Raw genomic sequence first — 12,183 nt, forward strand, 5'->3', positions numbered from 1 at the left:
CCGAGGCCAGCATGAACACATGACCTCCTCCACCCCCACCCCCGCCGCAATTGACGCGCGGGGCGTCGTCAAGAGCTTCGGCTCCGTCCACGCCGTCCGCGGCGTCGACCTCACCGTCCGACCGGGCGAGATCGTGGCCTTCCTCGGCCCGAACGGCGCGGGCAAGACCACCACGATCGACATGATCCTGGGCCTCACGAACCCCGACGCCGGCAGCATCGAGGTGTTCGGCCACAGCGCGCGCGGAGCCGTCGCCCGCGGCCTCGTCTCGGCCGTCCTCCAGTCGGGGGGCCTGCTGAAAGACCTGACCGTGCGCGAAACGGTGGAGCTGACGGCGAGCTTGTTCGCCGAGAAGCGTCCCGTCGACGAGGCGCTCGAGCGTGCTGGCATCCTGAACCTCGCCCGCCGCAAGGTGGGCCTGTGCTCGGGCGGCGAGCAGCAGCGACTGCGTTTCGCGATGGCGCTCGTGAGCGACCCGGCGCTGCTGATCCTCGACGAGCCCACCACCGGCATGGACGTCGAGGCGCGCCGCTCGTTCTGGAGCGCCATTCGAGCGGATGCCGCGCGCGGACGCACCGTGATGTTCGCGACGCACTACCTCGACGAAGCCGACGAGTACGCCGACCGCATCGTGCTGATGCGCGGCGGGCAGATCGTGGCCGACGGCAGCACCACCGAGATCAAGAACCTCGTGTCGGGGCGGGTCGTTCAGGTGACGCTTCCGGATGCCGATCTCACGGCCCTCGCAGCTGTTCCAGGCGTCGACTCGGTGGAGGCCGCCGGCGAGCGCATCACCGTGCACACGCGGGATTCCGACGCTCTCGCGCGTCACCTGCTCACCTCCACCTCGGCGCGGGATCTCGAGATCACCGCCCAGAACCTCGAGAGCGTGTTCCTGACGCTCACCGCCGAGCCCTCGGCATCCGACCTCGTCTCGACAGGAGCACTTCGATGACCGCCATCGCCCTCGACCGCCCGCTTCCCGCCATGGGCGGCTTCACGCTGACCTATCTGCGCATCGAACTGGTGCGCAAGCTGCGCAATCCGCGCAGCATCTTCTTCACCGTCGCGTTCCCCGTGCTGATGTTCTTCATCGTCGGGTTCCAGACCCTCGACGTCCCGCTGACCGATACGCCGTTGGCATCCGGGGGAGTGTCGGTGGCCGCGTACATCATGGTCTCGATGGCGATGTACGGAACCATGATGTCGGCGACCCAGACCGGGGCGTCGGTCGCGGTCGAGCGCGCACAGGGCTGGTCGCGGCAGCTGCGGCTCACCCCTCTCAACCCCATCTCGAACGTCGTCGTCAAGATGCTCGCGGGCATGATGTTCGGCCTGATCGCGGTCATCGCGACCTACGCGGTGGCCGCCGGCGCGGGCGTGCAGCTCGCCCCGGTGCAGTGGATCGTCACGGGCCTCGCGGCGTGGGTGCTCGCCGGAGCCGTCTTCACCACCCTCGGCCTGATGGTCGGGTACATGGTGCCGGGCGAGAACGCGGCGCAGATCACGAGCCTCGCGGTGGTGCTGCTGTCGTTCCTCGGCGGGCTGTTCTTCCCCCTGTCGTCGATGCCCGACTTCCTGCAGGTGATCGGCAAGCTGACGCCGGTCTATGGCATCGGTGAGCTCGCCCGCTCGCCCCTCACCGGCGACGGATTCGACCTCGGCGCCCTCGTCAACGCGGTGGTCTGGCTCGCGGTGTTCGTGGCCGGCACCGTGTCCTTCTTCCGTCGCGACACGCGTCGCGGCTGACACGCCTAGGGTGAACGACGTGAGCACGACGACCGGCCCGGAGCGCACCCGCGTTCCGGGCCGCCGTCCGTTCCGCCGCGGCTGGTTCATCGGGGCGTCGATCTCGCTGATCTGGACCTTCCCCGTGCTCGACGAGCTGTGGCAGGGCCCGAGCGTGACGGGCAACGTCGTCGGCACCGGGATCATCGTCGTGTTCGCCGCCGTGTTCATGGCGACGGTTCCTTACGCCCGCGTCACCTCGTCGCGGCTGCGTCGACTGCTGCCGACGGTCGTGCTCTTCGCACTGAGCCTCACCTTGCTGCCCTGGCTCGGCACCGACATCCGTTGGATGTGGACCTTCGTCGGCGTCGCGTTCGCCGTCTCGGAGATGGGCCGCAGAACCACGTGGCTCTTCGTCCCGGCCCTGAGCGCCCTGTCGTTCGTGGTCGGCGACGCCATGGGGGCCGACGCGTTCTCGAATGTCGTGAACTCGGCGATCATCCTCTCGATCTCGATCATGATGTTCAGCTTCGTCGAGAACATCTCGACACTCGAGCGCCTGCGCGCCGCTCAAGAGCAGATCGCCGATCTCGCCGCCGAACGCGAGCGCGGTCGCGTCGCCCGCGACGTGCACGACATCCTCGGACACTCGCTCACGGTGATCACCGTCAAGGCCGAATTGGCGGGACGACTGATGGATGCCGGCTCCCCGGCCGCCCGCGACGAAATCGCCCAGATCGAAGGCCTCTCCCGCGGAGCCCTGGCCGACGTGCGCGCGACCGTGCACGGGTATCGCGGCGTGAGCATCAGCGGCGAGCTGGCCGCAGCCCGCGCCGCGCTCGAGAGCGCCGGCGTCTCGGCCGACCTCCCCGGCTCCACCGACCAGGTGCCCGCCGATCGGCGCGAGCTCGCCGGATGGGTTATTCGCGAAGCCGTGACCAACGTGGTGCGCCACTCGGGCGCGAGCGCCTGCCGCGTGCGACTCGACAACCGCTCGATCGAGGTCGCCGACGACGGATGCGGCCCGGCCGCCGCGGCATCCACCGGCTCAGGACTCACGGGACTCCGTGAACGCGTCGAGACCTCGGGAGCACGGTTGACCATCGGTCGCAGCGACCTCGGCGGATTCAAAGTGAAGGTGGCGTGGTGATCCGACTGCTCATCGCCGACGATCAGGCCCTCGTGCGCGGCGCCCTCGCCGCCCTGCTCGGACTCGAGGCCGACATCGAGGTCGTCGCGCAGGTCGGACGCGGAGACGAGGTGGTCGAAGCGGCGCGCACGTCGGGGGCCACGGTCGCCCTGCTCGACATCGAGATGCCCGGGATCGACGGGATCGCCGCCGCCGCGCGGGTGCGTGCGGAGGTTCCCGGATGCCGTGCCCTCATCGTCACGACCTTCGGACGCCCCGGTTACCTGGCGCGGGCGATGCAGGCCGGCGCCTCGGGCTTCGTGGTGAAGGACACGCCCGCGGCCGAGCTGGCCGACGCGGTGCGGCGGGTCTCCCAGGGACTGCGCGTGGTCGACCCCGCTCTCGCAGCCGAGTCGTTGGCGCAGGGCGACTCGCCCCTGACCGAGCGGGAGACCGACGTGCTCGCCGCTGCCCGCGACGGCGGCTCGATCGCCGACATCGCGCGAACCGTCCACCTCTCGGAGGGCACCGTGAAGAACCACCTGTCGAGCGCGATCGGCAAGACCGGCGGACGGAATCGGGCGGATGCCGTGCGGGTGGCCGTCGAGCGCGGGTGGCTCTAGCGGTCAGCGGTCGGCGCCCACCCCGAACGCCTCCGCCTCCTCCTCGGTCAGCATCCGGGAGCGGATGAGGAAGCGCATGCCCGTCGGTCCCTCGACCGAGAAGCCCGCGCCACGACCGGGGACGACGTCGATCGTCAGGTGCGTGAACTTCCAGTACTCGAACTGCGACTCCGACATGTAGACCTCGATCGGGTCGTCGAGACCCGCATCGATGTCGCCGAGGTGCACGTCGCTAGGCCCCGTGATGAACATGCCCACGGGGTAACACATGGGGGAGCTGCCATCGCAGCACCCGCCGGACTGGTGGAACATCAGCGGCCCGTGCGTGGCCGTCAGCTCGCGCAGCAGCGCGGCCGCGGCATCCGTCACATCGACGCGAGAGAACTCGGCCATGTCCCGTTCCTTTCGAACGATGTCCCACTATCGGTCGCCTGAGCGGTGCTCAGACGACCATTTGTGTGACATGGCGAGGCGGCGCCGGGAAAGCCCCGGCGCCGCTGCGACTCAGAAGAAGCCCATCGCCCCGTCGGCGTACGACACGAGCAGGTTCTTCGTCTGCTGGTAGTGATCGAGCATCTTGAGGTGGTTCTCGCGACCGATGCCCGACTGCTTGTACCCACCGAACGCCGCGTGCGCGGGGTACTGGTGGTACGTGTTCGTCCAGACGCGGCCCGCCTCGATCGCGCGGCCAGCGCGGTAGGCGGTGTCGCCGCTGCGGCTCCACACGCCGGCACCCAGGCCATAGAGCGTGTCGTTGGCGATCGAGATGGCGTCGTCGAAGTCGTCGAACGACGTGACCGACAGCACGGGGCCGAAGATCTCCTCCTGGAAGATGCGCATGTCGTTCGTGCCCTCGAACACCGTCGGGGCGACGTAGTAGCCGCCCGACAGGTCGCCGCCGAGGTCGACGCGCTCACCGCCCGTGAGCAGCTTCGCTCCGCCCTGCTTACCAATGTCGATGTACGACAGGATCTTCTCCAGCTGGTCGTTCGAGGCCTGCGCGCCGATCATCGTCTCGGGGTCGAGCGGGTTGCCCTGGCGCACCTTCTTCACGCGCTCGAGCCCGTCGCCGAGGAACTGGTCGTAGATCGACCGCTGGATCAGCGACCGCGAGGGGCACGTGCAGACCTCGCCCTGGTTCAGCGCGAACATCGTGAAGCCCTCGAGCGCCTTGTCGTAGTACGCGTCGTCGTGGTGCAGGGCGACGTCCTCGAAGAAGACGTTGGGGCTCTTGCCACCGAGTTCGAGCGTCACCGGGATGAGGTTCTGCGACGCGTACTGCATGATGAGGCGACCGGTCGTGGTCTCGCCCGTGAAGGCGATCTTGCGGATCCGCTTGTGCTGCGCGAGCGGTGCACCCGCCTCGATGCCGAAGCCGTTGACGATGTTCACCACGCCCGCGGGGAGCAGGTCACCGATGATGTCGAACAGGAAGAGCAGCGACGCCGGCGTCTGCTCGGCCGGCTTGATCACGACGCAGTTGCCCGCGGCGAGGGCCGGAGCGAGCTTCCACGCGGCCATGAGGATCGGGAAGTTCCACGGGATGATCTGACCCACCACACCGAGCGGCTCGTTGAAGTGGTACGCCACGGTGTTCTCGTCGAGCTGGCTGAGCGAGCCCTCCTGCGCCCGCAGCACGCCCGCGAAGTAGCGGAAGTGGTCGACCGTGAGCGGAATGTCGGCGGCGAGCGTCTCGCGCACCGGCTTGCCGTTCTCCCACGTCTCGGCGACGGCGATCTTCTCGAGATTCTCTTCGATGCGGTCGGCGATCTTGTTCAAGATGACGCTGCGCTCGGCCGGAGTGGTCTTCTTCCACGACGCGAACGCCTTCCACCCGGCCTCGACAGCGCGATCGATGTCGTGCGCGTCACCGCGGGCGACCTCGCAGAACGGCTTGCCGGTGACGGGGGTGATGTTCTCGAAGTACTCCCCGCTGTGGGGCTCGACCCATTCGCCGCCGATGTAGTGCCCGTACCGCGAGCGGTACTCGGCGACGGCCCCGCGGGTTCCGGGGGCGGCGTAGACGCTGGATACGCCTTCTTCGACGATGGTCATGCGGGTCTCCTTCGACGGTCATGAGTCGCCGCGTCGGCTTCGGGCGGCGATGCGCCGACGGTACGCCGCAGGAGGTTGCATCGGGTTGCACGGGCGAGCGGTCGTGCGCTCAGGACGCATTCGTTCGACGAGACCGCACCAGTTCGACGCGAAACGGGTGCGTCGTCGACGAACGAATGCGGCTTCGACGCGGGCGCGGTGACCGCGCCAGAAGCCCGACGCCGACGCGGGCAGGACGGCCGGACAGAACGACGGATGCCGCGACCCTCGGGCCGCGGCATCCGTTCGAGCGAACGCTGTCTACGCGTCGGCGTCGGCGAGCACCGAGCGCAGCGGGGGCACGTTGACCTCGTGCAGGTCGACGCCGTCGAGGCGCTCGATGCTCTGCACGCGCGGCGCGATCGCGCGGTCGTCGGCAACGATCCAGCTGCCGACGAGCAGGAAGCGGTCGTTGCCCGCCGTGATCGGGCCGGTGAGGGCGAAGGTCTGGTGCGTCGGCGTGAGGAAGGTCACGCGCACGGGCGTTCCGTGGGGGAGGGTCGAGGGATCGACAACGTCGGCCTCGAGCGCGGGCTGGGGAGCCTCGATGCCGAGGTCGATGCGCTGGATCTCGGCGCTCGTGGCGAGGATGACGTCGCCCAAGAGCGGCTGCCCGCCCACGCCGATGCGCACGGTGCCCTCGAGCGCGTACAGGCCGTAGCGCGGGGAGCGGACGATGACGCGCGCGACGTCACCCGCCTTGACCTCGGCGAGGGCCTCGCGGATACGCCCCACGTCGCGACGGGCGCGTGCTGCCGAGAAGATGTCGAGCGCGTTTTCGTCCATATGTTCAGCGTAACGAGGGCCTCCGACATCGGGGACGCTCTCGGGAAATCCCCTGGTGGCGCCGGGCGAGCGCGGAGTGTCACCCCCGAGCGAGACGCTCCAGTCGAGCAACCAGTCCCGCTCGCTTGGGGGAGCGGGCGGGAACGAGCTCGAGGCAGAGCCGCAGCACCTCTTCGTCATCGCGCGCATCGGCTGTCTCGGCGTAGGCGAGCAGGACGTCGACCCCCGCCTCTTCGATGAGGGCCTCTCGCAGGGTCGAGCGCACCGATTCGCGTACCTCGACCACTCCCGGTGCCTCCGACTCCGGCAGCACCGGTCCGGCGTACGCGGCGAGCGCCACGCGATGCGCACCCCTGTCCAGCAGCGACAGCACGTGCTGGGCGTCGGTCTCGAGGCCCACGGGCAGTCGATAAGGACGGGATGCCGGAACGAGACGCGGCGCCACCGGCACGAGCGCGCGCCGAAGCCGCACCATCTCGGGGCGCAGCGTCTCGACGGCGGCGTGGCCGTACACCGCCTCGCTCAGGGCCTCGGCCGACAGCCCCTCCCGGTGCACGGCGAGCAGCAGAAGGATCTCCGCGTGCCGGGCGCTCAACTCGACCGCCGCACCCCCGACCTCGAGCAGCGCGCGATCCCGTCCGAGGATGCGCAGCAGAGCCCGGGCCGGCGCGGACCGCCGCGGGGGAGGAGCCTGCTGAGCGCGCAGCCGCCCCACGAGGATCTCGCTCTCGATCGCCCGGGCCGTGGCATCCACCAACAACTGGGCTTGAGGGGTCACGGCCTCGGGCCCTCCGGTGACATCGATCACACCGAGCAGACGCCGCGTCTCGGGATCGTGCACGGGCGCCGCGGTGCAGGACCACGGCTGCACAAGGCGATTGAAGTGTTCGGCACCGCGGATCTGCACCGACCTGTCGAGTGTCAGCGCAGTTCCGGGAGCGGACGTGCCCACGGCATCCTCCGCCCAATTCGCCCCCGCCACGAACCCCATGTCGCCGGTCAGGGCGCGGATGTGACGATCGCCTTCGACCCACAGCAGACGGCCCGCGGCGTCGCCGACCGCCACGACCACGCCCGATTCCTCCGCGGTTCCGGGCAGGAGCAGAGAACGCACCATGTCCATGACCCCGGCGAGCGGGTGAGCGCGGCGGTACGCCTCCAGCTCGCCGCTGGGCAGGTCGAGCGGAGGAAGACCTTCGGGGCCGACGAGGGATGCCAAGGACCTCCGCCACGACTCCTGCACGAGCGGTCGCACGTCGTCGAGTCGGCGGTCGTCGTTGCCGGCGATGAGCTCCTCGTGAGCACGCGCGATCAACAGCCCCGAGGTCTCGGGGGAAACAGTCGGTCGCGACCATGGAGAGGGCACGGGACTCCCATCGGCGGTGACGGAGGTGCGTCCAGTGTAGGTCGGGCCGGGTGCCGGCGGGAGGGTTCGTTCGACCGGGGTGCGGCCCTCGTCGAACGCCGTCAACCCCCGTTGCCGTCCACGGCTGGCGAGCGCACGGTGGAAGGACCGACAGAAAGGAACGCCATGAAGGCTGTGCAGTACCGCGAGATCGGCAAGGGACCCGAGGTCGTCGACATCGAGGAGCCCCACGCGGGCCCGGGACAGGTGCGTCTGAAGGTGACCGCGGCGGGGCTGTGCCACTCCGACTGGTTCGTGATGGACCTCCCCGAAGACCAGTACACCTACGGCCTGCCGCTCACCCTCGGCCACGAGGGCGCGGGGATCGTCGACGAACTCGGCGAGGGCGTCGAGGGCGTAGAGATCGGTGCGGCGTACGCGATCTACGGACCGTGGGGCTGTGGGCGCTGCCACGCGTGCGCGCAGGGCGCCGAGAACTACTGCCCGTACGCGGCCGAGATGGGCATCACCCCTCCGGGACTCGGCAGCCCGGGAGCGATGGCCGAATACGTGATCGTCGACGATCCGCGTCACCTCGCCCCGCTGGGCGACCTCGACCCGGTCGAGACGGTTTCGCTGACGGATGCCGGACTCACCCCGTACCACGCGATCGTGTCCGCGAAAGAGAAGCTGTACCCCGGTGCGACGGCCGTCGTCATCGGCGTCGGCGGTCTCGGTCACGTCGGTGTGCAGATCCTCCGCGCGATCACCCAGGCCACCGTCATCGCCGTCGACCTCGGCGAAGACAAGCTGGACCTGGCTCGCGAGGTGGGTGCGCACCACACGGTGAACTCCGACGAGCACGCGGCCGAACGCATCCGCGAGCTCACGAACGGACTCGGCGCCACCGCGGTCTTCGACTTCGTCGGCGTGCAGCCCACGATCGACCTCGCGCGCGCGGTCGCCGGGATGGACAGCTTCATCCACATCGTCGGCATCGGCGGAGGCATCATGCCGGCCGGGTTCTTCTCCACGCCGATGGGCGCCGCAGTCCGTGCTCCCTATTGGGGCACCCGCAGCGAGCTCATCGAGGTGCTCGACCTCGCGCGCAGCGGCGCGGTCGGCGTCCACGTCGAGCGCTACGGCTTCGACGGTGCCGTCGAGGCGTACGCGAAGCTGCACAAGGGGCAGGTGCGCGGCCGCGCCGTCGTCGTGCCCTGACGCGAACCTCGAGGGGGTGGCATCCGGATCAAGGATGCCACCCCCTGCGCGTTCGTGGCCCCGGGGCCGCGAACCACGCCCCGGGTCCACGAACGACGCCCCGATGCCAGCATCACCGGACCACGCCCGTGCCCGATACCGGGGAGTGTCGCCCCCTCGCCGGGCGCCCCGAGCCCCGTCGCCCCGAAGCCGCGGACCTCAGCCCCGCGCCGCCCACCATTCGCGCAGGCGCTTCTCGGCCTCTTCTTCGCCCAGCACGCCCTCGTCGAGGCGCAGCTCGAGCAAGAAGCGGTAGGCCTCGCCGACCTCGCGACCGGGCGTGAGGCCGAGGACCTCCTGAATGCGGTTGCCGTCGAGCTCGGGGCGGATCGAGTCGATCTCCTCCTGCTCGAGGCCCGCATCGCCGCGCTGCTCGCGGAGCGCGGCGATGCGGGCCTCGATGTCGTCGTACGCGGATGCCAGGCGCTGCGCCTTGCGCTTGTTGCGCGTGGTCACGTCGGCCCGGGTCAAGATGTGCAGGCGTTCGAGCTCGTCGCCGGCGTCGCGCACGTAGCGCCGGACCGCGGCATCCGTCCACGCTCCCTCGGCGTAGCCGAAGAAGCGCAGGTGCAGCTCGACCAGTCGGGTGACGACGGTGGTCGTGGCCGCATCGAACCGCAGGGCCTGCAGGCGCTTGCGCGCCATGCGCGCGCCCTTGATGTCGTGGTGGTGGAAGGTGACGCCCCCGCCCGCTTCGAGGCGTCGGGTGGCGGGCTTGCCGATGTCGTGCAGGAGCGCCGCCAGCCGCAGGGGCACATCGGGGGCGGTATCCGGGTGTCGCTGCTTCTCGAGCGCGATCGCCTGGCGCAGCACCGTCAGCGAGTGCTCGTAGACGTCCTTGTGGTGGTGGTGCTCGTCGACTTCGAGGCGCAGGGCGGGGACTTCGGGGAGGAACTCCTCGATCAGACCGGTCTCGACGAGAACCCGGATGCCGCGGACGGGATCATCCGTCTGCAGGAGGCGCACGAGCTCGGCCTGCACCCGCTCGGGACTGACGATGGCGAGCGAGCTGCGCAACTCGCGGATCGCGTCGAGGGTGTCGGGGTCGACGACGAAGTCGAGTTGCGACGCGAAGCGGGCTCCGCGCAGCATGCGCAGGGGGTCGTCGCCGAAGCTCACGGCGGGGTCGATGGGCGTGCGCAGGCGGCCGGCGATGAGGTCTTCCACACCGCCGGTGGGGTCCACGAGTGTGCGGGCGGGAACGCGGAGCGCCATGGCGTTCACGGTGAAATCACGGCGGCTGAGGTCGGCCTCGAGGGTGTCGCCGAACTCGACGGTGGGCTTGCGGGTGACCCCGTCGTAGCTGTCCGCGCGGTACGTGGTGATCTCGACCTGTTCGCCCTTCACCCGGGCGCCGATGGTGCCGAACGCCCGTCCGACGTCCCACTGCACGCTCGAGACGGGTTTCACGAGCGCGAGGATCTCGTCGGGGCGAGCGTCGGTGGTGAAGTCGAAATCGTGGGTCACGCGCCCCAGCAGGGCGTCGCGCACGGGACCGCCCACGATCGCCAGATCGCGACCGGCATCGGCGAAGACCCGGGCGAGCGTGGCGACCACGGGATGCGCGGCGAGCTCCTCGAGGCGCGCGAGACCCTCAGCCATGTTCAGCATGCCTTCGAGCCTATCCGGGGCCGCCGACGGCTCCGTCGGGCAGGAACGACGCGTCAGTCGTCGGCAAAGCCCAGGAACCCCGTCACCAGCAACTCGCGCACCCGCGGCAGCAGGTCGGCGCGCAGGGCCTCGGCGCCCACCTCCATGAGCTGGGCGATCGCATCGACGAGGGCTCCCACGGCCAGGTCGCCGTCGCAGGCGCCGACGAGGGCCGCGAGCCCCGGGTCGACCTCAAGCGTGCGCGCGAAGCCGCCGCCCTGTCGGAGTTCGATGACCGAGGGGTCCTCCTCGCCCGGGCGGTGATGGCGCGCCTCGGTGACGTCGGGGGCCACGCGCAGCACGCTCGAGGCCAGTCCGTCATCGTCGAGCAGGGCGGCCCGGTCATGGGCGGCGAGGGATGCCGACAGGTGCGGTCCGAACGCCGATTCGCCGCCGCCCGAGACGCGTTCGTACCGCGCGAGGGTCGGCCCGCCCGCGAGAGGTCGCCGCAGCAGCACGTACCCGAACCCGACGCCGGTCACTCCCCGTGCGGCGAAGTCGTCGAGCCACGCGTCGACGAGCCGCGCGTACTCGGGTGTGCCGGGGACCGTTCCGCCGTCGCGCACCCACAGCTCGGCGTACGCGAGGGGGTCGAGCACTTCACGTTCGATCACCCACGCGTCGAGCGACGAGCCGACCCATTCGCGCACGCGATCGAGCCCCGACTCTCCCCACCGGTACTCCCAGTTGCCCAGCGACTGCGCCACCGCCCCGGGCGCGAGATGTTCCCCCACGCCCGAGATGACCGCGGCGACGAGGGAGTCGCCCTCCATTCCGCCGTCGCGGTACTCGTACGCCGGAACCCCCGCGACGCGCGGCGTGATGACGAACGGGGGATTGGATGCCACTCGGTCGAACGTCTCGCCGGCGACGGGCTCGAACAGCGAGCCCAGGCGGGTCTCGATCCCGTCCACGCCGTTCACGAAGGCGTTGAGGCGGGTGAAGCGCAGCGCGCGCTCGGAGATGTCGGTCGCGACCACGTGGTCGACGAGACGGCGCAGCCGGAGGGCCTGGATGCCGCAGCCCGTGCCGATGTCGAGGGCCGTGCGCGCTCGGCGGGTGAGTTGCAGGCGCGCGAGGGTCTGGGAGGCCCCGCCGACGCCGAGCACGTGGTCCTCGGGGAGCGGACCCTCGAGGGCCGCTTCGTCGAGGTCACTGGCGATCCACCACTCGACCTCCCCCTCGTCGTCGGCGAAGGACTGAGGCCTCACGAGCACGGCGGGGGTCACGGCATCCCCCGAGATCTCCAGCAGTCCGAGCGCGGCCGCTCCGTCGACGCGCAACGTCGGCAGCGCCGCCTCGGCGTCACCGCGGGGGACGGGCAGCCCGAGCCCCCACAGACGACCCAGCACGGCGAGCGCATCGCCGCGCTCACCCAACGCGCGCGTGGCCGGGCGGCGGAGCCCCCTCGCGACGGCGTCGTCGGCCTGGGGTCCCCAGGCGGCGCGGAGGGCGGCGCTCGTGTAGTCCGCGGTGCGGAGATCATCGGCGAGGGCCTGGCACAGCTGGGGATCGGGTTCGGGAAGCACCGGTCCATTCAACCGTCTGCGCGAGGCTATCGGGGGGCT

11 protein-coding genes are annotated in these 12,183 nt (G+C 70.3%); 5 read left to right on the plus strand and 6 right to left on the minus strand.

Translation table 11 applies throughout. The features are described 5' to 3' along the window. The first annotated feature begins 19 nt into the window (after window positions 1–19). From OVA26_RS02420 to OVA26_RS02435, 4 genes are read left to right on the plus strand one after another with little or no spacing between them, the layout of a single operon-like run. Complete coding sequence (locus OVA26_RS02420) at window positions 20–955, plus strand: ABC transporter ATP-binding protein (protein WP_268102840.1); 936 nt, start codon at window positions 20–22, stop codon at window positions 953–955. Then, window positions 952–1,749, plus strand: a complete 798-nt coding sequence (locus tag OVA26_RS02425; protein WP_268102841.1) for an ABC transporter permease — start codon at window positions 952–954, stop codon at window positions 1,747–1,749. Before OVA26_RS02420 ends, OVA26_RS02425 begins: the two co-directional genes overlap by 4 nt. A 19-nt stretch (window positions 1,750–1,768) precedes the next feature. Next, window positions 1,769–2,878: a sensor histidine kinase gene (locus OVA26_RS02430; protein ID WP_268102842.1), complete on the plus strand. Its 1,110-nt coding sequence runs from the start codon at window positions 1,769–1,771 to the stop codon at window positions 2,876–2,878. Beyond that, window positions 2,875–3,480 (plus strand): response regulator transcription factor, encoded by a 606-nt coding sequence (locus OVA26_RS02435; RefSeq protein ID WP_268102843.1) that lies wholly within the window; start codon window positions 2,875–2,877, stop codon window positions 3,478–3,480. The genes OVA26_RS02430 and OVA26_RS02435 overlap by 4 nt, the downstream gene beginning before the upstream one ends. Before the next feature lie 3 nt (window positions 3,481–3,483). On the opposite strand, the gene OVA26_RS02440 is transcribed toward OVA26_RS02435, so the two are convergent. From OVA26_RS02440 to OVA26_RS02455, 4 genes are all read right to left on the minus strand, one after another. Beyond that, window positions 3,484–3,873 (minus strand): DUF779 domain-containing protein, encoded by a 390-nt coding sequence (locus OVA26_RS02440; RefSeq protein ID WP_056225001.1) that lies wholly within the window; start codon window positions 3,871–3,873, stop codon window positions 3,484–3,486. 111 nt (window positions 3,874–3,984) lie between these two features. Next, window positions 3,985–5,535, minus strand: a complete 1,551-nt coding sequence (exaC, locus tag OVA26_RS02445; RefSeq protein WP_268102844.1) for an acetaldehyde dehydrogenase ExaC — start codon at window positions 5,533–5,535, stop codon at window positions 3,985–3,987. A gap of 300 nt (window positions 5,536–5,835) precedes the next feature. Next, entirely contained in the window at window positions 5,836–6,360 is a 525-nt protein-coding gene (locus OVA26_RS02450) for a hypothetical protein (RefSeq protein ID WP_268102845.1), read from the minus strand. Between the two features lie 79 nt (window positions 6,361–6,439). Then, the gene (locus tag OVA26_RS02455) at window positions 6,440–7,726 is read right to left on the minus strand and encodes a GAF domain-containing protein (protein ID WP_268102846.1); all 1,287 of its coding nucleotides are present in this window, start codon (window positions 7,724–7,726) and stop codon (window positions 6,440–6,442) included. 165 nt (window positions 7,727–7,891) lie between these two features. On the opposite strand from OVA26_RS02455, the gene OVA26_RS02460 reads away from it, so the two are divergent. Continuing rightward, window positions 7,892–8,926, plus strand: coding sequence for an NAD(P)-dependent alcohol dehydrogenase (locus tag OVA26_RS02460; RefSeq protein ID WP_268102847.1), 1,035 nt, complete (start codon window positions 7,892–7,894; stop codon window positions 8,924–8,926). A gap of 198 nt (window positions 8,927–9,124) precedes the next feature. Here OVA26_RS02460 and OVA26_RS02465 read toward each other — a convergent pair whose 3' ends face one another. After that, window positions 9,125–10,576, minus strand: coding sequence for a CCA tRNA nucleotidyltransferase (locus OVA26_RS02465; protein ID WP_268102848.1), 1,452 nt, complete (start codon window positions 10,574–10,576; stop codon window positions 9,125–9,127). Between the two features lie 53 nt (window positions 10,577–10,629). Further along, the gene (locus OVA26_RS02470; protein WP_268102849.1) at window positions 10,630–12,144 is read right to left on the minus strand and encodes a DUF7059 domain-containing protein; all 1,515 of its coding nucleotides are present in this window, start codon (window positions 12,142–12,144) and stop codon (window positions 10,630–10,632) included. Window positions 12,145–12,183 lie beyond the last annotated feature (39 nt).

Origin of the sequence: Microbacterium sp. SL62 (assembly GCF_026672635.1) — a bacterium.
In the GTDB taxonomy this organism is placed as follows: Bacteria; Actinomycetota; Actinomycetes; order Actinomycetales; family Microbacteriaceae; genus Microbacterium; species Microbacterium testaceum_A.